Consider the following 23519-nt stretch of genomic DNA (forward strand, 5'->3'; position numbering starts at 1 on the left):
TAGCTGGATCGAAGTATAGGCCTGCGGACAGACAAGCGGATAATCGCGGCTCATTAATCCTGTGGTTGTTCCTGATGCAATACGCTTACCCGCTACTGGCCATTTTTATCTGGGCCGGCAATACCGTGATCAACAAACTCGCCGTGGGGGCGATCTTCCCCTCGGAGATCGGCTTTTATCGCTGGCTGCTGGCCGGGCTGCTGTTTACCCCGTTCATGATCAAACCGGTGCTGGCCAACTGGTCGGTCATCCGCCCCAACCTGGGCAAGATCTTTATCCTCGGCGTGTTGGGCATGGCGGTGTATCAAAGCCTTGCCTACTACGCGGCGGCCCGCACCTCGGCCACCAACATGGGCATCATTTTGTCGCTGATGCCGTTGATGGTGCTCACCCTGTCCATCATCAGCCTCGGCCAGCGCCTGACCGCAGGGGCGCTGGTGGGCGCCGTGCTGTCGTTTTTCGGGGTGCTGGTGGTGGTCTCCAGTGGCAGCCTCGGCACCTTGCTCGATCAAGGCTTGAACCTGGGAGACGCGATGATGCTCGTCGCCACCCTCGCCTACGCGATTTACAGCACCCTGCTCAAGAAGTGGCAACTGCGCCTGCCGCCGTTGCAGATGCTCTACCTGCAAGTGCTGGTGGCGATTGTGGTGCTGCTGCCGCTGTACCTGATCTCGCCCAAGGTCGGCCCGACCGTGCACAACATCGGCCTGGTGCTGTACGCCTGCGTGCTGGCGTCGATGATTGCGCCGTTGGCCTGGATGAAGGCCGTTGCATTGCTGGGGCCGAGCCGCACCACCCTGTTCTTCAACTTGCTGCCCTTGATTACCGCCTTGATTGCCGCCGTGGTGCTTAAAGAGCAGTTGCACCTGTTTCATCTGGTGGGTGGGGCATTGACGCTGGGCGGGGTGATTCTGTCGGAACGCTGGACCACGCCGGTGCGCAACATCCGATAAAACTTTCTCGGTGCGCTGAACTCACACCCTATGAACCGACTTCGCCAGCAGAGCGAGGCGGCAACCGGATTAGTGAGGAGATTGAAATGACCGAGATAACGTTATCCGACAAGCAAACCCTTCGCGAACGCGCTCGCAAGAACGTCGAAGAAGGTGCCGTAACCGAAGGTTACAGCGCAGACCGCGAAGAAATTCTGCGGTTGCTCAATGAGTCGCTGGCCACCGAACTGGTTTGTGTTCTGCGCTACAAGCGTCATTACTTCATGGCCAGTGGCCTGAAGGCCAGCGTCGCGGCGGATGAGTTCCTGGAGCACGCCAATCAGGAGATGGAACACGCCGACAAACTGGCCGAGCGTATCGTTCAGTTGGGCGGCGAGCCGGAGTTCAACCCTGACCTGCTGTCCAAGAACGCCCACGCCCAATACGTGGCCGGTACGACCTTGAAAGAAATGGTGTACGAAGACCTGGTCGCTGAGCGGATTGCTGTCGACAGCTACCGCGAAATCATTCAGTACATTGGCGACAAAGACCCGACCACCCGCCGGATCTTCGAAGACATCCTCGCGCAAGAGGAAGAGCACGCCGACGACATGGCCGACATTCTGCAAGACCTGTAAGCCTCATCAGGCCTGACAGCGCCCGCCCCCCGTCACGTGGGGGCGGGCTTTTTTGCGGGTTTTTTGCGTGCTTGAGCCCTCGCCCCCCACCCTCTCCCGCGCAGGGAAAAGGTGGGAATGAGGGCAAGCCTTTACTTCACGGTCTTGGGCACTTTGCCTTGCTGCATCTGTTGCAGCAGCGGTGCGCACTGGTTGGGCTCGTCGCCGCTCGGTGCCACCAACGCCAGCAGTCCGGCTGCCGGGCCAGCAATCACCCCCAGAGCGACCATGCCCGCACCGCGCAGCATCAACGGCACGGCTTGCACGCCCGCCGACGGGTTACCAAACGTTCCGCGCACGTACAACGGTGAACGCAGCGAGAACAACCGCAGCCCTTTGGACTCCGGGGTGATTTTCAGGTCCAGTTGCTCGGTGGCGAAGTTAGCCGTGCCGTCGATGTAGATGATCGCGTTCTCGGTGTCGAACACGAACAGCCGCGACGTCGCCAGGCCGTCTTTGATCCCGAAGTCCGCCGCCGCGCAGTTGATCTTCACGTCTTCGTCACCAAAGATTTTGCCCACGATGTAGTTGCCCACATTGAGCCCGGCAATTTCCATCAGGCCACGGCTGATGGCGCCGTCGTTGACGATCATTTTCAAGCCGCCATTCGAGGTGGCCAACAACTTGGCCACCGAATTGCCACGCCCGGAGATTTCCGCATCGCCATTGAGCTCACCGAAGCTGGTTTTCATAGGCTCGAAGGTGGGGAACAGTTGCTTGAGTTTGAAATTGCGCGCGGTCAGTTTGGCCCGCCCTTCCAGCGGTGTGCTGCGGCCGTTGAGGCGAATTTGCGCGTCCAGCTTGCCGCCCGCCACGCCGAAACGCAGCGGTTCCAGGCTCAATTGACCATCGTTCAACACCAGGTGCGTGTAGAGATCGGTAAACGGCAGCTCGGCGCTTTGCACGATGCGTTTGCCGGTGAATTCCACGTCGGCGTCCATATCGCGCCAGCGCTCGGTACGGAACTCTTCCACCGGCAGCACCTTGCCCACCGGTTGCTTGCTCACGCCTGCGCTGGCTTTCGGGGCGTTGGCGGCTTTGCTGCTGTCCACGCCGATCAACGGCCCAAGGTCAGCCATCAACAGTTGATTGGACACCAACTTGCCCGACAACATGGGGCGGGGCTGGCTGGCGGCGTATTTCAGGTCGCCGTGGATGTCACTGTTGCCAATCTTGCCGTTGAAGTTTTCATAGGTGAACACGGCACCGCCCGGCTCATGCAGCTTGGCAATCAAGTGGCCATCTGTGGAATAAGGCGGCGAATCCGGCAATGTCACGCCCGTCAGCGGATAGAGGTTGCTCAAGCTGCTGCCAGCCAGTTTCAGGCGCAGATCAAGCGCCCCCAGGTTGAGCGGGTCCGTGAGGGTGCCGGCCAACGCGACCTTGGTGTCAGCGATGCTGACTTGAGCCTGCAACGGGAAGGGTTGGTTCGCGTCCTGAAGCGCTAACAAGCCACCGATCTTGCCTGTGCCGTCGAGGTTCTGACCGTGGTACTGGCCTTTGACCTTCAACGCGAAGGCGTAGTCCTGCGGAGCAGCGCCCTTTTCTTGCGACTTTTTCGCTTCTTTCTCACCCACGATTTCACTGAACGGAATCGGCTTGCCCAGCGGATCAATCACTACATCCAGCCGGGTTTTCAGGGTCTGATCATTGAGGGTCACGTGCCCCTTGTCGAATTTGATGGCACCGATGTCCACCGTCCAGTTGGAGGGTTCGGCGTCGGGGTCCTTGGGATCGAAAGTGAAGGTCCAGTTCGCCCGGCCATCCGCCAACCGCACCAGGTCGGCGCTCGGCTGAACCAAATCAATACGCGGAATGGCTACGGTCTGGGTCAGTAAGGCCAACGGCGACAGACGCGCCTCAACCTTGTTCAAACTGGCCATCTGGGGCGTCTTCGACCACTCGGGGTTGCCCAGCGTCAGGTCTTCAGCGATCACGTGCGGCCATGGCACCCAGGCGCGCCAGCCGCCTTCATCGGGCTCACGCTGCCACTGCACAGCCAGATTGCCGTTGATGGCAAACGGGCGATGCAAAATTTCAGAAACCTTAGTGTTGATGGTCGGCTTGAGGCGGTTCCAGTCGAAGGTGGCGATCAGCACCACCAGCACGGCGACCAACAGGGCAAACAGGCCCACAACCCAGGCAAGCACTTTACGGGTGCGCGTCATGACACGGCTCCTTATTACGTCTGAACGTCCAGATTGCGACGCGTATAAAAGTACGACCGGCAAAGACGGTCCAAGGTTTAACCCGTGTGCCGCTTTGCCTCAAAAAAGCCTCGTGTTCTCTTTTACCCGTCCGCAAAGCAGCGGGCTAGAGGCCTTTGGTTGAACAATCAATTGTGTTGATTATCACCATTGGCCGTATGAACTTTGTTATCGAAAATCCAAGCGTAGCATTGCCCCCGTACCCACTGACTGCCTTGCTACGGAGCACCCGCATCATGAAACGCCCAGCCATGTTTGGTTTGACCCTGTCACTGTTTGCCTTTAACGCCTTCGCCCTGCCCGCTGAAGATCAGTCGGCACCCTTGGCACAACCCGCCTCCAGCACCTTGAGCGAGCCTTTGAACCCGGTTGCTGAAGACGGCGCACAACGCACGCTGGATCAACACAACCGTGTGGCCGAAGACGGTTACGACCGCACCCAGAAGCAGCAACAAAACCGCCTGGCCGAAGGTGGCGCAGAGCGTCTGGCCGAAAGGAATCAACGTGCCAGCTAAGCGCACCGCAGTCGTCGCTGACGAGCAGCGCGAAACGATCGCAAGCCCGACCCCGCGTTATTCGTCACTAACGACTGCGTCACGTTCACCCGCCTGAGTCTTTAACTGCGTTCGACGTCATCAAAGCTGATTTGCTAGAGTGCGCCGCTGCACTTGTCAGGAAGACCCGCCCAGATGCTCCCCCGCGCCGAACAGAAACAACAGACCCGCCTTGCGCTGATGGACGCCGCCCGCCACTTGATGGAATCGGGGCGCGGCTTTGGCAGCCTCAGCTTGCGTGAAGTCGCAAAAACCGCTGGCATCGTGCCCACCGGCTTTTATAGGCACTTCAGCGACATGGACCAATTGGGCCTGGCGTTGGTCAGCGAGGTCGGCCAGACCTTTCGCGAAACCATCCGCCTGGTACGCCATAACGAATTGTTCATGGGCGGCGTGATTAACGCATCGGTGCGGATTTTCCTCGATGTGGTCGAGGCCAATCGCTCGCAGTTTCTGTTCCTCGCGCGGGAGCAATACGGCGGTTCGCAACCGGTTCGGCAGGCCATCGCGGCGTTGCGCGAAGACATCACCTCCGACCTGGCCGCCGACCTCGGCTCCAAGCCCAAGCTGCACCATCTCAATCCGGCGGCGCTGACCGTGATTGCCGATCTGGTGGTCAAAAGTGTATTTGCGGCGTTGCCCGATGTGATTGATCCGCCCGCCGAACCGCTGCCGGACTACCTGCAACCGCAGGCCAAAATCAGCCAGCAACTGCGCTTCATCTTCATTGGCCTCAAACACTGGCAAGGGTTGGGCAGCACCGAGTAAGCGACTTCGCACCTCATTGGTGCAACACAGCCCAGTGTGCGCACTTGTTTAGATCAAGTTTCATCTTCCTGCTCTGTTTTTGAGCATACGATTCGCGACATCAGCGATGCCCGGCCAGGTTGGCAAGCCCCTTGCTGTGAGCATGCCTATCGTTAATCGCAGGAAGCCTACCGATGCTGGTCATTCACCGAAGAGTCGACGCCCACCCCGTGTGGAGCGCCGAACTGCACCTCAACTTCGAAGCCCGAAGCAAAAGCCGCCTGCGCTGTTTCAGCAGCGACGGTGAAGAGGTCGGGCTGTTTCTGGACCGCGGGCAGACGCCGCTGCACGACGGCGAATTCCTTCAGGCGCAGGACGGGCGCATCGTGCGCGTCTGCGCCAGCCCTGAACACCTGCTGCACGTCACGTGCGACAACGCGTTCGAACTGACCCGCGCCGCTTATCACTTGGGCAATCGCCACGTGGCGCTGCAAGTGGGTGACGGCTGGCTGCGACTGCTGGATGACTACGTGCTCAAGGCGATGCTCGAACAATTGGGCGCCTGCACCGACGCCATCGAAGCCCCGTTCCAGCCTGAACACGGCGCTTACGGCGGTGGTCATCACCACTCCCGGGCGGGCGAAGAAGACTTCAACTACGCGCCCAAACTTCACCAGTTTGGTGTGCGTTTGTGAGCCCGGCCTGGGCGCTGCTGCGTCTGGCCAGCCCGCAATTGCCCATTGGCGGCTACAGCTATTCCCAAGGGCTTGAAATGGCGGTGGAGCAAGGCCGGGTGCGCGATCCGGCCAGCGCCGCGCGCTGGATCAACGACCAGTTGCTGCTCAACCTCGCCCGCTTCGAAGCCCCGCTATTGCTCGCTCACTGCCAGGCTGCCGCCCAAGCAGACTGGCCCGCCCTGCAACGGTTTTGTGACGAACACCGCGCCAGCCGGGAAACCCGCGAACTGCATCAGGAAAGCCGGCAAATGGGCTATTCCCTGCAACAGTTGCTGAGCGGCTTACCTGAACTGGATGAGCCCGCGCGGCAGTTCCTCTTACAGCAAGACGAGCCGCATCTGGCGCTTGGCTGGGCACTCGCCGCACGTGCGTGGGGCATCAACCCGCAGGACGCGTTGGCGGCATGGCTCTGGAGCTGGCTGGAGAACCAGTTGGCCGTGTTGATGAAAACACTGCCGTTAGGCCAGCAAACGGCACAACGCATGACCAGCGAGTTATCCCCAAGCCTGCAACTGGCGCAACTGCACGCCAGTCATCTGGATGTTTCCCACATGGGCAGCGCCGCTTTTGGCCTGTCTTTAGCGAGCATGGCCCACGAGCGCCAGTACAGCCGCCTGTTTCGGTCCTAGGAGTTTTGAATGAATACACAACCTCTGCGTGTCGGCATTGGTGGGCCGGTCGGATCAGGTAAAACCGCGCTGACCTTGGCGTTGTGCCTGGCGTTGCGGGACCGTTACAACCTGGCGGTCGTGACCAACGATATTTATACCCGCGAAGATGCCGACTTTTTGGTACGCAACCAGGCATTGGCACCCGAACGCATCATTGGCGTGGAAACCGGCGGCTGTCCCCATACCGCCATCCGCGAAGACGCCTCGATCAACCTCGAAGCGGTGGATCAATTGAACCGCCGCTTTCCCGGCCTGGACGTGATTCTGGTGGAATCGGGTGGGGATAACTTGTCGGCCACGTTCAGCCCCGAACTCTCCGACCTGACGATCTACGTGATCGACGTGTCGGCGGGTGACAAGTTACCGCGCAAAGGTGGGCCGGGAATCTGCAAGTCGGACTTGCTGGTGATCAACAAAATCGACCTGGCACCGCTGGTGGGCGCCTCGCTGGAGCTGATGGACAGCGATACGCGGCGCATGCGCGGCGACAAACCGTTTGTGTTCAGTAACCAGAAAACCGGCTTGGGCCTCGATGCGATCGTGGCTTTTATAGAGCGTCAGGGGCTGTTGATAACTCAATAGTGCGAGGTATCAGGGGGATTTTGAGCGCTTCGCGCCTGATCGCAGCCGAGTGTGGCTGCGATCCATCCTTACGCAATGATTACGCAATCCACTTGCGGTCGCCGGTAAAGCAAATGGTCAGCCAGCGTGCGCTGTCAACCTTGCCCAGCATCGCGGATATTTCCTCACGAATGGCATCAAGGGTTTTCACACTGGTCAGCGGATACCCCGAAGGCAACACGATGTGAATTTCAATGAAACGCGCCCGGCCATGCTTCTGCACATAGGTTTTGTAACCTTCAAAACCATGCCGCGCCGAGGCGATTTCCAGTGCCTCGCGCACCTTGTCGTCCAGTGCGTCGGGGGCAATCCCCAGCACGTCGCGCAATGCCGGCTTGAGGATTTTGAACGCAGGCGCAAGCATGCTCAGGGCCAGCACAATCAGGATTGCCGGGTCCACATAAGCTGCCCACTGTGCATAACCCTGATGCGTCAGGGCCAGCGCCGTGAGGAAACTGATCAACAGGCCCACCGACAACATGGCATCCACCAGCCAACTGATGTTGTCGAACTGAATCAGCGTCGATTTCAACGATCGATTTTTGCGCCGAACCCAGAAGTAGTAGCCAAATTCGATCACGGTAAACACCGCTGCGTAGAGGATGACCAACCCCAGTTCAATCTCGCGCCCGCCATTGATGATGCCGAATACACCATTCAGAAAGGCATAGATCGCAATCAATAAGAGGAAGCTGCCTTCGATCAACAACACCATGGGTTCAAGGTGCCAGAAGCCGAACTGGAAACGCTGGTTGCTCTCCTTGGCGATGAGTTGCGCCGTTATGAGCATCAACACCTTGATAAACGTTGCGATCAACGAGAAAAAGCCATCAAACAGGATGGATTGCGACCCCGAAATAAAACCCGTCACGATGCCCGCAATGGCCACCGCAAACATTAGAACAGTCGATTGTTTGAGCAGAATCTGCTCGCCACGGTTACTCACAAAAACTCCTTTCAGCCCGATGGAATGCGACCCCCTCAGGAGGTCGCGGGTGGGCTGCCAGGGGCGAGTTTACTCCTTGGCGTGCCTTTCGATGGCAAAACCGCTCCAGGACTGCGTCACGGGCATCAGTTCAAGGCGATTGATGTTGATGTGTGCCGGGGTGTTGAGCACCCAGAAAATGGTCTCCGCGATGTCTTCGGGCTGAATCGGATCAGCGCCCTGATAGGTCGCGTCGTAGCGCGCCTGATCGCCCCCGAAGCGCACCATGGAGAATTCGCTTTCGCACAAACCCGGCTCAATGTTGCTGACGCGCACGCCTGTGCCTTGCAGATCACAGCGCAGGTTCAGGGAGAATTGCTTCACAAAGGCTTTGGTGCCGCCATACACGTGGCTGCCGGGGTACGGGTAATTGCCCGCGATAGAACCCAGGTTGACGATCCCGGCACCGCGCCCGTAGGCAATCAGGCGCGGCAGCAACAGGTTGGTGGTGTACAGCAGCCCTTTGATATTGGTGTCGACCATGGTTTCCCAGTCGTCGAGCTTGCACTGCGGGGCCGGGTCGGTGCCGACCGCCAGCCCGGCGTTGTTGATCAGTCCGCGCAGCGTGCTGAACGAGGGCGGCAAGTTGGCAATCGCCGCTTCCATCGCTCCACGATCACGCACATCGACCACCAGGCCATGCACTTCTGTGTACTTGGACAACTCTTCACACAGGGCGTCCAGACGCTCTTTACGACGGCCGGTCAGCACCAGTTTCCAGCCTGCTTGCGCAAACTTGCGTGCACACGCCTCACCAAATCCAGAAGTCGCGCCGGTAATAAACAGGGTGGAAGTCATCGTGTTCTCCTTGGCTGGCGGGCAGGGTCCGCCGGGGTAATGGGACGGCCAGCAGAATGCCCCGAGTGCGTTTGAGCGGCAAGCAGGTTGCGTGGGCAACCGTGTACTGTGCAATAAACAACCAACCGTCTCCAGACCACATCGCACAAGGGATAGCGCCATGTGCGCTCACCTTATCCACAGGCCCGTCCACAGTCTTTGGGGGCAACTCGAAACGCGCAAAGCCCCGCCATGCAAGGGTTGCAGGCGTTTATCCAAGGTTTTTTGCTTGACCTGAATACGCACTCCATGCACACGCCCTAAAAAGGTGCGTGCAGTTGAAAGTGCAGGGATAGCCAGAGGCCAGTAATTACGCCGCTCAGGGCATTCTTTCCAGAGTTTAACCACAGACTTATCCACAGGGCGCAGCGGTTTTTTCAAGGCCGTATTTTTATCAACAAAGCTGTTGACAAATCACCCGAGAGGTCGCGGAAAAGACAGCGATCAAAAAACAACCACACCGCTACAGCCCTTATAAATAAAGGGCTACAGCCAACTACTCCCACGTTACCCACAGCCACCTCCACAGCAAACGGGGACAAGTCAAAACGATGACAAAACAACAAATTACAGCGTCTTTATGTCGCGCTTTGGCAGGGTTGCAATTTTGTTTTCCACAATTTCAGGCGGGGTAAGAACGGCTCGCCCCAAGGGGGCGAGCAGGGTGATGCTGACGGCGGGGTTTAATGGCCGCCCAGATAGGCGTTACGCACGTCTTCGTTGCTCAACAACTCTTTGCCCGTGCCGGTCAGGCGGATTTCTCCGTTCACCATCACGTAAGCGCGGTCCGACAACCGTAGCGCATGGTTGGCGTTTTGCTCGACCAAAAAGATGGTCATGCCGGTTTGCGCCAGCTCCCGCAGGGTGGCAAAGATCTGTTTCACCACAATGGGCGCCAGCCCAAGGCTCGGTTCGTCCAGCAGCAGCAACTTCGGGCGGCTCATCAACGCACGGGCAATGGCGAGCATCTGCTGTTCACCACCGGACATGGTCATGGCCCGCTGATTACGGCGCTCCTTGAGCCGCGGAAACAGGTCAAACATGCGCTGCATGTCTTCTTTGGCGTGCTGGTCACCGATGGGGATGGTGCCCATCAGCAGGTTTTCCTCCACCGTCATGTCCGGAAACACACGACGCCCCTCCGGCGATTGGGCAATCCCGTTGGAAGCGATGTAGTGCGAAGACTTTTGCGTGATATCCACACCCTGATAAAGAATCTGACCGCCACTGGCGCGGGGCTGCCCAAAAATCGACATCAACAAGGTGGATTTTCCGGCACCGTTAGAGCCAATCAAGCTGACGGTTTCGCCCTCTTCGATGTGCATCGAGACCTTTTTCAACGCCTGAATCGGCCCGTAATGAACGTCCAGTTCCTTGAGTTCGAGGATCGTGCTCGTCATATCAGCTCCTCTTCGTCTGCACCCAGATACGCGGCGATGACTTTCGGGTCGTTGCGAATGGCGTCAGGCCCGCCCTCAGCGATCACGTTGCCGTGGTCGAGGACCACGATGTGGTCGGAAATGCTCATGACCATGCCCATGTCGTGCTCGATCAGCACCACGGTCAGGTCGTGCTCGTCTCGCAACAATCGAATCATGCCGCTCAGGGCTTCGGTTTCCTGCGGGTTGAGGCCCGCCGCCGGTTCGTCAAGACAGATAATTTGCGGCCGCGTACACATGGCCCGCGCAATCTCCAGTCGCCGTTGCTGGCCGTAAGACAACTCGCCCGCCAGACGGTTGGCGCAGTCCACCAGATCCACCACCTCCAGCCAGTAGAAAGCGTGGTCCAGCGCGTCGCTTTCAGCCTTGCGGTAGCCCTTGGTATTGAGAATCCCCGCCAGCAGGCTGCGATTGACCCACATGTGCTGGGCCACCAGCAGGTTCTCCAGCACGGACATTTCCTTGAACAGGCGAATGTTCTGGAAGGTTCGTGCCAGACCGGCGCGGTTGACCAGGTGAGTGCCGCCGAACATTTTGTAATACAGCCGGCTGCCGAACGCTTTGGGCGAGACAAAATCCGTCACCCGAAACGGCTCGCCGAGCAGTTTGATCACATTGGTGCGGGTGCCCCGCGCGTTGAGTTCGATCCTGCCGCCGGTGGCTTTATAAAAGCCGGTCAGGCAGTTGAACACGGTGGTTTTCCCGGCCCCGTTAGGGCCGATCAGGGCGAAGATCGAATTGCGTTTGACCTTGAGGCTGACATCGCTCAGGGCCTTGATCCCGCCAAAGTGCATCATCAGCTTGTCCACCGAGAGCACGACGTCTTTATCCATGGAACGCTCGCTCATGGCGCGACTCCCTTGCGTGGTGTGACCCCGACACGGCTGATGCGGATCAGGCCCCGTGGCCGCCAGATCATCATCAAGACCATCAGCACGCCGAACAGCAGCACGCGGTATTCGGCAAAGCTGCGCAACAGCTCCGGCGCGACCGTCAGTACAAACGCGGCAATCACCACGCCGACAGTCGACCCCATGCCCCCGAGTACCACAATCGCGAGGATCAGCGCCGATTCAAAGAAGGTGAACGACGACGGGTTTACAAAGCCCTGATAACTGGCAAAGAACACACCCGCCAGGCCTGCCGTGGACGCCCCCAAGGTGAACGCCGACAGTTTGACCAGGACGTGATTGAGCCCCATGGCGCGACAGGCAATTTCATCTTCGCGCAGGGCTTCCCAGGCGCGGCCGATGGGCATGCGGGTCAGGCGATGCTTGATGTACAGCACCAGCAGCACGACCAGAAACAGCACGATGTAAATGAACAGGAACTTGATGTTGGGGTTGTAGGCCAGCCCGAAAAACTCGTGAAACGGCACTCCGCCGTCTTTGGCACGGCGCCCGAATTCAAGGCCCAGAAAGGTCGGCGATGGCACCGGCATGCCGTTAGGCCCGCCCGTGAAAGACAACCAGTTGTTGAGCACCAGACGAATGATTTCGCCAAACCCCAGCGTCACGATGGCCAGGTAATCGCCGTGCATTCGCAACACCGGGAATCCGAGAATGCACCCGGCCATGGCTGCCGCAATCGCCGCCAATGGCAGCACCGACCAGAACCCCAGCCCCAGATACTGATAGCCAAGGGCCAGACCGTATGCGCCGATGGCGTAGAACGCCACATAGCCAAGATCGAGCAACCCCGCCAGCCCCACGACGATGTTCAGCCCAAGGCCGAGCAACACATAGATCAGGCCCAGAATCACCACGGTCAGCAGGTACTTGTTGGCAAAGAAGGGAAACACAATCGCAATGACGATCAGCAGTGGCACGATCCAGCGCAGCCGCGTCTTGTAGTCCGGCGGCAACACGTGCACGCCCGAGCCCGTGGATTCAAAACCCTGGAGCACTTTGAGACCACGGGGTGTTTGCAAAAACAGGCTCAGGACAAAGCGCCCGACCATCACGATCGCCACCAGCCAGCCGACCCGGGCGGGTTGCAAATTGAAGCTATAGCCGTCGAGCACCACCCCCACAATCGGGCCGAACACAATCAGTGAGATCAACCCGGCCAGGATCGAATCCACGACACTTTTTTTCACATCAATCGGTTTATTAATGGCTGCAGACATACTTACACCTTCGCCACAAGTGGACGACCCAGCAGGCCTTGAGGACGGAAAATCAGGATCAGCACCAGCAGCGAGAAACTGAACACGTCTTTGTAGTCAGAGTTGACCAGACCGGCGAACAGCGACTCGGAGATGCCGAGGATGATGCCGCCGAGCATGGCGCCGGGCAGCGATCCAATCCCGCCGAGCACGGCGGCCGTGAACGCCTTGATACCGATGATGAACCCGGCATAAAAGTCGAACGTGCCGTAGTTCATGGTGATCAGCACACCGGCCAGTGCCGCCATGGCTGCACCGATCACGAACACGTAGGAAATCACCCGATCCGTATTGATGCCCAGGATCGACGCCATCTTGCGGTCCTGTTGCGTGGCGCGGCACATGCGACCCAGCTTGGTGTACTTGATGATGTAGGTCAGCAGGCCCATGCCCACGAAGGCGGCGACCAGAATGAAGACCTTGGTGTAGGTGAGCTGGACGAAACCGGTCCCGATATCGACCCGCCACGCCCCGCTGAGCAGCGTGGGCACGCCTTGCTGGCGCGAACCTTGTGCGATTTGGACGTAGTTTTGCAGGATAAGGGAAATGCCGATCGCACTGATCAGCGGTGCCAGTCGTGTGGAATTTCGCAGGGGTTTGTAGGCCACTCGCTCAATCACCCAGCCATACACCCCGGTAACCACCACGGTGAAAATCAGGGTGCCCAGCATCAGCAGCGGGAAGGATTCAATACCGAAGTATGCCAACAGAGCCAGACTGATCGCCGCGAGGTAAGCAGAGATCATGTACACCTCGCCGTGGGCGAAGTTGATCATGCCGATGATGCCGTAGACCATTGTGTAGCCGATGGCGATCAGGCCGTAGACAGACCCGAGGGTCAGGCCGTTCAGCAGTTGCTGTAGGAAAATACCGTCCATAACGCAATCTCACGCACTGGAGCCAATCCGCAGACACACGCCCCCCACACCGTCCGAAGACAGTTTGAATGACTGGATTTACGTGGCTCCTGGAAAAGAAGACAGGTGATGCAAAGCCTCACCCGCCCGACCGCCACTCAGGCAACGGTCGGGCGAGGGATTCAACTCACTTCTGTTTTTCCAGCTGGTGATATTTGCCGTCTTTGTCCCACTGGTACATCACGTAGTCAGAGACTTTGAGGTCGCCCTTGCTGTCCCAGGCCTTTTCACCCATGACGGTTTTTACCGGGTTGGCCTTGAGCCATTTGGCCGCGTCTTCGCCTTTGTTGGATTTGGCGCCGTTGAATGCATCTGCCAGGGCCTGGATCGAGGCATAGGCGTACAGGGTGTAGCCTTCAGGCTCGGTGCCGCCTTTGCGGAATTGCTCTACCACGGCCTTGCTGTCAGGCAACAGGCGCGGGTCGGCGCCGAAGGTCATGAACACGCCATCAACGTATTGCGGACCACCGGCGGTGGTGACCAATTCATCGGTGACCACGCCATCGTCAGACATGAACTTCACGTCTTTAAGACCGTTCTCACGCATCTGACGCACAAGCGGGCCCGCTTCCGGGTGCAGACCGCCGAAGTACACGACGTCCGCGCCCGCGGCACGGATCTTGGTCACCACGGCGCTGAAGTCTTTTTCACCCCGGGTCAGGCCTTCATACAACACGGGTGTCACACCGCGTTTTTCAAGCTGGGCCTTGGTCGCGTCGGCGAGGCCTTGGCCGTAGGTGTCCTTGTCATGCAGGACCACCACTTTTTTACCCTTGAGCACATCGACGATGTAGTCGGCCGCCACGATGCCTTGCTGGTCATCCCGACCGCACATGCGGAACATGGCGCTCAGGCCGCGTTCGGTCACCTGCGGGTTGGTGGAACCCGGCGTGATCGCGATGACACCCGCCTCGTCATACACCTCGGACGCCGGAATCGTGGACGAAGAACAGAAATGCCCCACCACTGCCGCTACCTTGTCCTGATCGACCAGACGGTTGGCCACCGCAACCGCTTGCTTGGGCTCGCAGGCATCGTCGCCTTTGACCAGCACGATTTTTTCGCCGTTGACGCCACCCGATGCGTTGATTGCATCCGCTGCCGCTTGTGCCCCCTTCATGTACTGCTCACCAAATGCCGCGTTGGCGCCGGTCATTGGACCGGCAACCCCGATTTTTACATCCGCCAGAACAAACGAAGACATGCCCATCGCAGCCGAAACGGCGAGGGCCAGAAAACCTTTCTTGTAGAACGTCTGCGACATGAGGTGGTGCTCCTGAGGTTTTTTTAGTTGGCACTTCGACTTCACTTAAAGCGCTGAGCAAGGCGCGTGCCATTGGTTTTTTATTCTTGAAAAAGCCGCTGTCTTATTGTTCTGTCGACTGTTTCGAGCCCATTTTTATTGGCCGTGCAACCGTCTAAACCGAGGAAGGTGTAACTGTTTGTTTTCAGCAGGCGCCACCTTGAGTCTTCAACCTTGCAACCGGGTTGCCCTGCAGCGCCCAATCGACCTGTAACCCGCGACGTCACCGAACTGCACACTCGCGGTGCATCGCTGCTACAGGGCGCACCATTAGAGGCTAGCCGTTACACACATAAACGGCGGACTAAATCACGATCCGTAAACATTGCCCGGCGTGATACAGGGAAAAACCTGCCTCGTATAAACAACTGCGCAAACCGGTGCCATAGAGGGGCTGCATGGACGAAAACGGAATGGGCAGCGCCGTGGCGTCGCCGTGACACAAATAGTCGGCAAACGCCTTGCCCACCACGCTGCCCGTGGTGACCCCGCGTCCGTTGTAACCGGTGACTGCCACAAGACCGGGCGCCGGTTCAAATAAACGCATCAAGTGATCAGGGGTGAACGCAATACATCCCGTCCAGGTGCATTCCCACTCCACGCCTTTCAAATACGGGAAGTAGTGCTGCTGCACACGGTCGGCCCACGCTTTGAGGAACCAGCCGGGTTTCTGATTGCCATTGCCGAGGCTGCCCAGCAATAAACGGCCATCGGCATCCCGCCGAATACTGCTGAGTACCTGGCGTGTATCCCACGAGCCTTGCCCACCGGGCAGGATGCGTTGCGCGGTTTCGTCTGTCAGAGGCTTGGAGGCAACCTGGTAGTAATACCCTGGGAAAAAGTTACGTCGCAGGTCAGTCCATTCACCCTCGGTGTAGGCATTCGAGGCCAGAACCACCTGTTCGGCATTCACGGCGCCGCGCTCGGTTTGCACGGACCAGCGTTGCCCCTGGCGCTCCAGCCCGGTGACCGGGGAATGATCGAACAGCCGCCCGCCCAGATCACCCGCGGCCTTGGCCAGCCCCGAGGTGTAGGCCATGGGGTTGAGTGTGCCCGCGCGGCGATCCAGCAAGGCCGCGGCGATTTTCGAGGTGCCGGTGGCCGCTTCGCACGCCGCGCCGGTGAGCAGTTGCACCGGAGCACCGCGCAGTCGCCATTGCTGCTCGCGGCTGCGCAGATCGGCTTCACCCTTGGCGTTGTGGGCCATGTGCAAGGTGCCTTCGCGGCGCAACTGGCAATCAATGCGGTATTTGTCGACGAGGTCGAACACCAGCGCTGGCGCAGCCCCGAGCATGCGATTGAGCTGACTGCCCACGGCTTTGCCAAATCCGGCTTCGATTTCGTCGGGCGGGATCCACAGCCCCGCGTTGACCAGCCCCACATTGCGCCCCGAACCACCATGCCCGGTGCGATGCGCCTCCAGCACACACACGCTTTTGCCCTGTTCGAGCAAATGAATGGCGGCTGACAACCCCGTAATACCTGCACCGATCACGCAAACGTCAACGCTCAATTCGCCCTTGAAGGCAGGCGCTTGAGGACGTTGCGGCGTGAGGCTTTCCCACAGACATTCTTCGCGTAAAGGCATTGCCAAGCTCCACACCTGAAACTTAACCAGAAGCCCTCACCCTGGCCCTCTCCCGAAGGAAGAGGGTTGGGGTGAGGGCAAGCGTCCTACCTCAATCAAACGTAATACCCTGCGCCAGCGGCAGTTCTTGCGAGTAGTTGACGGTATTGGTCTGACGCCGCATGTAGCCGCGCCAGGCATCCGAACCCGACTCACGCCCGCCGCCGGTTTCTTTTTCGCCACCAAAGGCGCCGCCAATCTCGGCACCGCTGGGCCCGATGTTGACGTTGGCAATCCCGCAATCACTGCCGGTGGCCGACATAAAGCGCTCCGCCTCGCGCACATCGGTGGTGAAAATGCACGACGACAAGCCTTGCGGCACCGCGTTGTTCAGGCGCAGGGCTTCGTCAAACTCGCTGTAGCCAACCACGTACAAGATCGGCGCAAAGGTTTCGTTGCACATCACCTCACTCTGCTCGGGCATTTCAACAATGGCCGGGCTGACGTAGTACGCATGTGGGTACTGGTCGGCCAGTTGGCGTTGTCCACCGAAGACGTGCCCGCCTTCGCTCAAGGCCTGTTCGAGCGCATCCTGCATGTTGTCAAAACTGTGTTTGTCGATCAGTGGGCCAACCAGGTTGCCTTCCAGCGGATGGCCGATGCGCACGTTGGCGTACGCGGTCTTGAGGCGGGTGAGGATTTCTTCTTTGACCGATTCGTGCGCAATCAGGCGGCGCAAGCTGGTGCAACGCTGCCCGGCCGTGCCCACGGCACTGAACAGGATGGCGCGCACGGCCATGTCCAGATCGGCGCTCGGGCCGAGGATCATGGCGTTATTGCCACCCAGTTCGAGGATGCTGCGGGCAAAGCGCGCGGCAATTTTGGGCGCCACTTCTCGGCCCATACGGGTGCTGCCGGTGGCACTGATCAACGCCACACGCGGGTCGTCGACCAACGCTTCGCCTGCCTCGCGGCCACCGATAATCACTTGGCTCAAATGCTCAGGGGCGTCACTGAAAGTGCTCAGCACCCGGTCAAACAGCGCCTGACACGCCAGGGCGGTGAGCGGGGTTTTCTCGGACGGTTTCCAGATCACTGCGTTGCCGCACACCAGCGCCAGCGTGGTGTTCCACGCCCACACCGCGACCGGGAAGTTGAACGCGCTGATGACACCGACCACGCCCAGCGGGTGCCAGGTTTCGCGCATGTGGTGACCGGGGCGTTCCGAAGCAATGGTCAGGCCATACAGCTGACGCGACAGGCCGACCGCGAAGTCGCAAATGTCGATCATTTCTTGCACTTCACCCAAGCCTTCCTGGGTGATTTTGCCGGCTTCCCAGGACACCAGCTCGCCAAGATCGGTCTTGTATTGGCGCAGCAGGTCACCGAATTGCCGCACCAGCTCACCGCGACGTGGCGCCGGCACAGTGCGCCAGGCTTCAAATGCGTGCTCGGCACGGGTCACGTGCTGCTCGGTTTGCGCCGCACCTTCCCAGTGCACGGCGCCAATCTGGCTGCCATCAATCGGTGTGTGAACGGGCTGTTTACCCTGTTGGTACAGCGCAGGGTCAACCCCTAAACGATCCAGCAATGCAGCGACCATGCAGGCACTCCTTCAACATGAAAACGTTCGCCGCCGGTTGCGGCTCAGGTCTTTAGTTGTAGCTGGCACATCCCGCGCCAACAAACGACCTTTAAGCGAGATATCATTCCGAAAATTCATGCAGCGCTGGTAACGTCAGCGAACAACAAGAAGCAGAGGCTGCCATGCTCAATAAACGCTACCTGCCCTCGATCACTGCCTTGCAGTGTTTTGAAGCGGTGACTCGCCACCTGAGCTTCACCCGTGCGGCTGAAGAGCTGAACCTGACTCAAAGCGCCGTCAGTAAACAGGTCGCGCAACTGGAAGAGTTGCTGCAGCACTTGCTGTTTCGCCGGGTGCGGCGCCGTCTACAGCTGACGCCAGCCGGGGATTTGTACCTTGTAGAAGTCCGAAAAATCCTGACCCAAGTGGAAATGTCGACGCACACGCTGCGTTCCTACGGCGGAGAAACAGAGGTCCTGCGTGTCTCTACACCTTCGACCTTCGGCGCTCGCTGGCTTGTCCCACGCCTTAAAGGCTGGCGTCTGCGACATCCGCAGATTCATCTGGATGTATGCAATGAACAGGAAGCCGATGAGCTGCTGCAAGGGCGCAGCGATCTGGCGTTCTACTTCGGCCAAGGCGCCCGGCCCGGCACCGAATCCCTGAAGCTGTTCGGCGAATCGCTGGTGGCGGTGTGCGCGCCATCGAGCCTGCCCGCTACCGCGTTCGTCGACGCGACGCAGTTGACCGATCTGGTCCTGTTGCAAAACGCTTCGCGCCCGCAAGCGTGGCATGAATGGTTCGAAAGCCAGGGCCTGCACACGGATCACAGTTATCACGGCCCGCGTTTTGACACGTTCTATATGTGCATCCGGGCGGCTCAAGTGGGCTGCGGGGTTGCACTGCTGCCGCGCTTTCTGGTCGAAGAAGAATTGGCTGACGGCACACTGGTCATTGCCTGGCCATACGCGTTACCCAGTCACGATGCGTATTACCTCGCCTACCCGGAACACGCGGCCGCAGTTCCCAAGGTCAAGGCGTTTGTGAGCTGGATGATGGAGCAAATTAAAGAAGAACACCCGTTGTAGCCGTTCTCGAAGCAAAAACCACTGGCACAACCGCACGCGGATATGCGCCACTAGCGTCATTCATTGAAAGCGCTGAAAGCCGTGGCAATCAGGCACGGCCAGCAGGGAGATTCGCGTTATGAGCGAGAGTGTGTTTGCCGATCGCATCGTGCAGAACTTGCTCGACACCGACTTCTACAAATTGACCATGATGCAGGCGGTGCTGCACAACTATCCCAACGTGGAAGTTGAATGGGAGTTTCGTTGCCGTAATCACGAAGATTTACGCCCGTATTTGAGCGAAATCCGGCATCAGATCGAGCGTTTGGCCGACGTCAACATGAGTCAGGACCAACTCGGTTTTCTGGAGCGGATTACGTTTATGAAGCCCGACTTCATACGCTTCCTGGGCCTGTTTCGGTTCAACCTGCGCTATGTCCATACCGGGATCGAAAACGGCGAGCTTTTCATTCGCCTGCGCGGCCCGTGGCTGCATGTGATTCTGTTTGAGGTGCCGTTGCTGGCGATTGTCAGTGAGGTGCGCAACCGATCGCGGTATGCCAACACGGTGCTGTCCCAGGCCCGCGAGCAGTTGTACCGCAAGTTTGACTGGTTGCAGGCCAATGCCAGCGCCGATGAACTGGCAGGGTTGCAGGTGGCCGATTTCGGAACACGTCGTCGGTTTTCGTACCGGGTACAAGAGGAAGTGGTCAACGTGCTCAAGCACGACTTCCCCGGCAAATTCGTGGGCACTAGTAACGTCAACCTGTCCCGCGAGCTGGACATGAAGCCATTGGGCACCATGGCCCACGAATGGATCATGGCGCATCAGCAACTCGGCCCGCGGCTGATCGACAGCCAAAGCGCCGCGCTGGACTGCTGGGTGCGCGAATACCGCGGCCTGCTGGGGATTGCGCTCACCGATTGCATCACCACCGATGCGTTCCTGAAGGATTTCGACCTGTACTTCGCCAAGCTGTTTGACGGTTTGCGCCACGATTCGGGCGACCCCGTGGTGTGGGCTGAAAAGTGCATCGCGCATTACCACCAGTTGGGCATTGACCCAATGAGCAAGACGCTGGTGTTCTCCGACAGCCTGACCCTGCCCCGTTCGCTGGACATCTTTCGCGCGTTGCGTGGCCGCATCAACGTCAGCTTCGGCATCGGGACCAACCTGACCTGCGACATCCCGGGGGTTGAGCCCATGAGCATCGTGCTTAAAATGACCGGCTGCAACGGCTCCCCCGTGGCGAAAATTTCAGATGAACCGGGCAAGACGCACTGTTCCGATCCTAATTTCGCCGCCTATTTGCGCCACGTTTTCCAAGTTCCTGAACATTCTCCCAAGGAGTGAATCATGCAGGCCGTACAGCGTCAGATCGCCAAAGACCTCAATGTCCAGCCACCGTTTAAAGACGACGATGCCCTTGAAGCTGAAGTTGCGCGCCGGATTACCTTTATCCAGTGCTGCCTGAACAATGCCGGGCTCAAAACCCTGGTACTGGGCATCAGCGGAGGCGTCGATTCACTGACCGCTGGCCTGATGGCGCAACGCGCGGTCAAGCAACTGCGCGAGCAGACCGGCGATGAGCGCTACCGTTTTATCGCCGTGCGCCTGCCCTACGGTGTGCAGCACGACGAAATTGATGCCACCGCCGCCGTGGATTTCATCAACCCGGACGAGCGCCAGACCGTCAATATCGGCCCTGCCGTCAAGGCGCTGGCCGCTGAAGTTGCCTCGTTCGAAGGCAAACCCCCGGCCACGGTGGATTTTGTACTGGGCAATACCAAGGCGCGGATGCGCATGGTGGCGCAATACACCATCGCGGGCGCAACAGGCGGGCTGGTCATCGGCACCGACCACGCGGCAGAAGCGGTGATGGGCTTCTTCACCAAGTTCGGGGATGGCTCGTGCGACCTGGCCCCGCTCAGCGGGCTGGTCAAAAACCAGGTACGGGCCATTGCGCGCTTCTTCGGGGCCCCGGAATCGCTGGTCGAAAAAGTCCCGACGGCGGACCTCGAAGACCTGGAACCGGGCAAGCCCGACGAAGCGTCCCACGGCGTCACCTATGCCGAGATTGATGCTTTCCTGCACGGCGAGCCGGTGAGCGAGCAAGCCTTCGACATCATTTGCAAAACGTATGAAAAAACCCATCACAAACGTGAAATGCCGTTTGCGCCGTGAGCCGTAGGACACCTGTTGAAATCGCCCGCCCCTCTCTCGAAAGGAGAGGAACGGGGGTGAGACGTGGCTGATTCCCCAGCCAGAAAAAACGGAATGAACCCCGCATTTTTTTTCGCTTGTGGCACGCCGTCCCAAGGGCTTTGATAGACGCTCGTTTTGTCGCCAGAGCCTTGTCCGCCATGTCTGCTTTCGATGGTTTGTTTTCGCTGGTCGAGTCTGCAATCGGCCAACCCGCCGCTCACTGGTTGCGCGAGCATGTTGAAGTCCCACAGGGCCTGCTGGATTTCAGTTGGCACCCGCAGGCGCTGCATCGGGCATGGCTCGCTGAAGCGCTGAACCTGTGCCTGCTGCACAAGCTGGTGGACGCGGTGCCGGATGGCCGACGTTATGTGCAAGAGCAAGCACAGCTAGGGCGCAAAGTGGTGTTCGATCATGGCGCCATTCGCACGGTGGACTGGCCGGTAAATGGCGAGCTGCCCCGGGGCCGTCTGGCGTTCTCTCGGTTACTGGAGCCGTTGGGCTTTACCGATGTGCGCACCTATCCCCTGACCCCGTTGAACATGACCGGCTGGGGCTACCGACACATGGACTTGCCTGAGGACATTGCACAGTTTTTTGTGTCGGAATTGCACCCGGGGCGCTTCAGCGAGGGGTTTCAACAGGCGGTCAGCCGGGTGGTCAGCAGCAGCCGCGACCCGCTCAACGCTGAGCACAAGGCCATCCTTCACCGCCTGCAATTGACCCGCCATTGCAGCCTGCGTGACGCGCAACAGGTGTTACAAGGTCTGTACCACGCGTTTGATCGCCAGCACGGTGCCGTGCAAGAGGCCGATTATCAGTGTCTGCTCCAGGAAAGCGCCGAAATGGCCTGGATCGCGACCGAAGGCAACAGTTTCAACCACCTGACCGACCGCGTCAGCGATCTGCACGCCACGGTCGCGCAACAACGCGACCTCCAGCGCCCAATGAAAGACAGCATTGAAGTGTCGGCATCAGGACGGGTCATGCAGACGGCCTATCGGGCCTGCACCGTGACACGCGGGCTGGTGGATGAACACGGGGTGTACCGCGAGCATCAGGTGCCGGGCTCGTTTGTAGAGTTCATTCAGCGCGAGACAGACCCGGCGACGCAACGCCTGGACCTGAACTTCGACAGCAGCAATGCCCAGGGAATCTTCAAAATGACGGCGTCAAACGCCTGAGGCAAAACGAAAACAGCCCTGACGGCGTAAACCTGTCAGGGCTGTTTTAAACGCTGCGCGGGGTTATTTAAGTACCACGGCGCCTTTCATCATCGAGTTGTGGCCTGGGAAGGTGCAGAAGAATTCATATTCTTCACCGGCTTTGAGTTTGGAAACGTCAAACGTGACCGAGTCTTTCTCGCCAGCACCGATAATTTTGGTATGGGCGATCACGCGGGTGTCACCGTCTTTGAGGTAGTTCTTGTCGATACCCGCGGCCATGCCATCGGTCGAGACACCCATCATGTCCGCCTTCGTGCTCAGCACCCAGTTATGACCCATCACGTTCTTCGGCAGGCTGCCAGAGTGGGTCAGTTCTACCGTGAAGGTTTTGCAGGACTTGTCGATGGTGATTTCTTTGGTGTTGTACGACATCTGGTCAGTCGAATCGACAGTCACTTTGCATTCAGCAGCCAACAGTTGGCCGCTGGCCAGAGTCAAAAGGGATACCGCAACAACTTTGGCAAACATGGTGTATCTCCAAGGCAGGGTATTAAAAATCCACAATTTGTATACAGGTTGCCCGAAAATCGTCTCGATTCCAATGACCTGGATCATGGCGCAACGTTTTAATCCGGTGTAATAGCCTGCTAGACGAACGGCGGGCTTATAACCTTAGGTCATGTTCTGGTTTTTTGGAGAATAAGTGATCCCGCGTAAAACCCGACTTTTCATGGCAGCCAGGGTTATGTTTCAGACGCGAAAAACAGCCTTGCAAAAACCCGGCTAACGGCTAAGCACTAATACAGGGCAGAATACCCACCGCTCACCTCACCTTCGAGCGCAAGAGGATCGCCCATGGCCAAACCAAACTACAACTTCGCAAAGCGTCAAAGAGACCTGGCTAAAGAGCAGAAGAAAGAAGAGAAGCTGCAACGCAAGAAGGCTGCCGCTGAAGGTGGCGCCGCAGAACTGGAGCAGGACGTCGACACTGAAGGTGACGTTGACGTTGAAGCGCAAGAGACTGGCGCAGCTCAAGAAGACAAAGCCCCTAACGCGTAACACCCTCGGCCCGGTTATCCACAACCCGGCCCACAGGATCTGTGATCAGGATCAGCAGCCCGGCTGTTGATCCTCGCA

At 58.8% G+C, this 23519-nt stretch carries 23 protein-coding genes; 12 read left to right on the top strand and 11 right to left on the bottom strand.

The window, feature by feature from the left end; genetic code table 11:
• Window positions 1–74: 74 nt before the first annotated feature.
• Together IF654_RS20350 and IF654_RS20355 are read left to right on the top strand one after the other, a co-directional pair.
• A complete protein-coding gene (locus IF654_RS20350; protein ID WP_097192982.1) occupies window positions 75–953 on the top strand; it encodes a DMT family transporter in 879 nt (292 codons plus the stop codon).
• Between the two features lie 86 nt (window positions 954–1039).
• On the top strand, window positions 1040–1570 hold the full coding sequence (locus IF654_RS20355; RefSeq protein WP_047273160.1) for a ferritin-like domain-containing protein: 531 nt from the start codon (window positions 1040–1042) through the stop codon (window positions 1568–1570).
• A gap of 131 nt (window positions 1571–1701) precedes the next feature.
• On the opposite strand, the gene IF654_RS20360 is transcribed toward IF654_RS20355, so the two are convergent.
• Window positions 1702–3777, bottom strand: coding sequence for an AsmA family protein (locus IF654_RS20360; RefSeq protein ID WP_194862110.1), 2076 nt, complete (start codon window positions 3775–3777; stop codon window positions 1702–1704).
• 275 nt (window positions 3778–4052) lie between these two features.
• Here IF654_RS20360 and IF654_RS20365 point away from each other — a divergent pair, with 275 nt between their 5' ends.
• The 5 genes from IF654_RS20365 to ureG all read left to right on the top strand — a co-directional run bounded on the left by IF654_RS20365 (window position 4053) and on the right by ureG (window position 7107).
• Window positions 4053–4331, top strand: coding sequence for a hypothetical protein (locus IF654_RS20365; RefSeq protein WP_047273158.1), 279 nt, complete (start codon window positions 4053–4055; stop codon window positions 4329–4331).
• A 174-nt stretch (window positions 4332–4505) separates the two neighbouring features.
• Window positions 4506–5138: a TetR family transcriptional regulator gene (locus IF654_RS20370; protein WP_047273157.1), complete on the top strand. Its 633-nt coding sequence runs from the start codon at window positions 4506–4508 to the stop codon at window positions 5136–5138.
• A gap of 173 nt (window positions 5139–5311) precedes the next feature.
• Window positions 5312–5812 (top strand): urease accessory protein UreE, encoded by a 501-nt coding sequence (ureE, locus tag IF654_RS20375; protein WP_047275125.1) that lies wholly within the window; start codon window positions 5312–5314, stop codon window positions 5810–5812.
• Entirely contained in the window at window positions 5809–6483 is a 675-nt protein-coding gene (locus IF654_RS20380; protein WP_047273155.1) for an urease accessory protein UreF, read from the top strand. The genes ureE and IF654_RS20380 overlap by 4 nt, the downstream gene beginning before the upstream one ends.
• A gap of 9 nt (window positions 6484–6492) precedes the next feature.
• Window positions 6493–7107: an urease accessory protein UreG gene (ureG, locus tag IF654_RS20385; protein ID WP_047273154.1), complete on the top strand. Its 615-nt coding sequence runs from the start codon at window positions 6493–6495 to the stop codon at window positions 7105–7107.
• 79 nt (window positions 7108–7186) lie between these two features.
• On the opposite strand, the gene IF654_RS20390 is transcribed toward ureG, so the two are convergent.
• The 9 genes from IF654_RS20390 to amaB all read right to left on the bottom strand — a co-directional run bounded on the left by IF654_RS20390 (window position 7187) and on the right by amaB (window position 17964).
• Window positions 7187–8092, bottom strand: coding sequence for a cation diffusion facilitator family transporter (locus IF654_RS20390; protein WP_094987592.1), 906 nt, complete (start codon window positions 8090–8092; stop codon window positions 7187–7189).
• Window positions 8093–8161: 69 nt separating this feature from the next.
• Window positions 8162–8929, bottom strand: a complete 768-nt coding sequence (locus tag IF654_RS20395) for an SDR family oxidoreductase (protein WP_094987593.1) — start codon at window positions 8927–8929, stop codon at window positions 8162–8164.
• 722 nt (window positions 8930–9651) lie between these two features.
• A complete protein-coding gene (locus tag IF654_RS20400) occupies window positions 9652–10368 on the bottom strand; it encodes an ABC transporter ATP-binding protein (RefSeq protein ID WP_047273151.1) in 717 nt (238 codons plus the stop codon).
• Window positions 10365–11240 (bottom strand): ABC transporter ATP-binding protein, encoded by an 876-nt coding sequence (locus IF654_RS20405; protein ID WP_047273274.1) that lies wholly within the window; start codon window positions 11238–11240, stop codon window positions 10365–10367. Before IF654_RS20405 ends, IF654_RS20400 begins: the two co-directional genes overlap by 4 nt.
• Window positions 11241–11251: 11 nt before the next feature.
• On the bottom strand, window positions 11252–12535 hold the full coding sequence (livM, locus tag IF654_RS20410) for a high-affinity branched-chain amino acid ABC transporter permease LivM (protein WP_047273150.1): 1284 nt from the start codon (window positions 12533–12535) through the stop codon (window positions 11252–11254).
• Window positions 12536–12537: 2 nt separating this feature from the next.
• Complete coding sequence (locus tag IF654_RS20415; RefSeq protein WP_047273149.1) at window positions 12538–13452, bottom strand: ABC transporter permease subunit; 915 nt, start codon at window positions 13450–13452, stop codon at window positions 12538–12540.
• 166 nt (window positions 13453–13618) lie between these two features.
• Window positions 13619–14755, bottom strand: coding sequence for a branched-chain amino acid ABC transporter substrate-binding protein (locus IF654_RS20420; RefSeq protein WP_047273148.1), 1137 nt, complete (start codon window positions 14753–14755; stop codon window positions 13619–13621).
• Window positions 14756–15098: 343 nt separating this feature from the next.
• Window positions 15099–16382, bottom strand: a complete 1284-nt coding sequence (gene amaA / locus IF654_RS20425) for an L-pipecolate oxidase (protein WP_047275121.1) — start codon at window positions 16380–16382, stop codon at window positions 15099–15101.
• A gap of 91 nt (window positions 16383–16473) precedes the next feature.
• Window positions 16474–17964 (bottom strand): L-piperidine-6-carboxylate dehydrogenase, encoded by a 1491-nt coding sequence (gene amaB / locus IF654_RS20430; protein WP_047273146.1) that lies wholly within the window; start codon window positions 17962–17964, stop codon window positions 16474–16476.
• A gap of 164 nt (window positions 17965–18128) precedes the next feature.
• On the opposite strand from amaB, the gene IF654_RS20435 reads away from it, so the two are divergent.
• The 4 genes from IF654_RS20435 (at window position 18129) to IF654_RS20450 (ending at window position 22400) form a co-directional block, all read left to right on the top strand.
• Entirely contained in the window at window positions 18129–19034 is a 906-nt protein-coding gene (locus tag IF654_RS20435) for a LysR family transcriptional regulator (protein ID WP_048376798.1), read from the top strand.
• A 118-nt stretch (window positions 19035–19152) separates the two neighbouring features.
• Window positions 19153–20367 carry a nicotinate phosphoribosyltransferase gene (gene pncB, locus IF654_RS20440; RefSeq protein ID WP_048376799.1) on the top strand — a complete coding sequence of 405 codons (1215 nt, stop codon included), beginning with the start codon at window positions 19153–19155 and terminating at the stop codon, window positions 20365–20367.
• A gap of 3 nt (window positions 20368–20370) precedes the next feature.
• On the top strand, window positions 20371–21198 hold the full coding sequence (gene nadE / locus IF654_RS20445; RefSeq protein ID WP_047273143.1) for an ammonia-dependent NAD(+) synthetase: 828 nt from the start codon (window positions 20371–20373) through the stop codon (window positions 21196–21198).
• Between the two features lie 179 nt (window positions 21199–21377).
• Complete coding sequence (locus tag IF654_RS20450) at window positions 21378–22400, top strand: DUF1338 domain-containing protein (protein ID WP_047282004.1); 1023 nt, start codon at window positions 21378–21380, stop codon at window positions 22398–22400.
• 63 nt (window positions 22401–22463) lie between these two features.
• Here IF654_RS20450 and azu read toward each other — a convergent pair whose 3' ends face one another.
• A complete protein-coding gene (azu, locus tag IF654_RS20455; RefSeq protein WP_047273141.1) occupies window positions 22464–22910 on the bottom strand; it encodes an azurin in 447 nt (148 codons plus the stop codon).
• A gap of 327 nt (window positions 22911–23237) precedes the next feature.
• Here azu and IF654_RS20460 point away from each other — a divergent pair, with 327 nt between their 5' ends.
• Window positions 23238–23441 (top strand): hypothetical protein, encoded by a 204-nt coding sequence (locus IF654_RS20460; protein WP_047273140.1) that lies wholly within the window; start codon window positions 23238–23240, stop codon window positions 23439–23441.
• The last annotated feature ends 78 nt before the right edge of the window (window positions 23442–23519 follow it).

Source organism: Pseudomonas lundensis (assembly GCF_015377145.2).
Lineage (GTDB): Bacteria > Pseudomonadota > Gammaproteobacteria > Pseudomonadales > Pseudomonadaceae > Aquipseudomonas > Aquipseudomonas lundensis.